The organism is Streptomyces millisiae (genome assembly GCF_031845425.1).
In the GTDB taxonomy this organism is placed as follows: domain Bacteria; phylum Actinomycetota; class Actinomycetes; order Streptomycetales; family Streptomycetaceae; genus Streptomyces; species Streptomyces millisiae.
In genome coordinates, this window is record NZ_JAVREM010000276.1 from 1 (window position 1) to 462 (window position 462).

Below are 462 nucleotides of genomic sequence, written 5' to 3' on the forward strand. Positions count from 1 at the left end.
CCCCGGGCCCGATCACCGCCCTCCTGGAGGACGAGCGGATCACCGTCGAGCTGATCAACGACGGCACCCATCTGCACCCCGCCTCCCTCCAGTTGGCGTTCCACCACGCGGGCGCCGACCGGGTCGCGTTCATCACCGACGCCATGGACGCGGCGGGCAGCGGCGACGGCCGCTACCAGCTCGGCCCGCTGGAGGTCGAGGTCAGCGACGGCGTGGCCCGGCTGGTCGACGGCGGTTCCATCGCGGGCTCGACGCTGACCCTGGACCGCGCGTTCAAACGCGCGGTGACGGTGGACCGGCTGCCGGTCGGGGACGTGGTGGCCGCGCTGTCCGCCAACCCGGCCCGGCTGCTCGGGCTGTACGACACCGTGGGCTCCCTCGATCCGGGCAAGTACGCGGACCTGGTCCTCCTCGACGCCGACTTCGACCTCAAGGGCGTGATGCGCAGGGGCAGTTGGGTGG

General features: G+C 72.7%; 1 protein-coding gene. It reads left to right on the plus strand.

The features are described from left to right. On the plus strand, positions 1-462 hold a 462-nt coding region (locus tag RNC47_RS36650), incomplete at both ends, for an amidohydrolase family protein (RefSeq protein WP_311605189.1).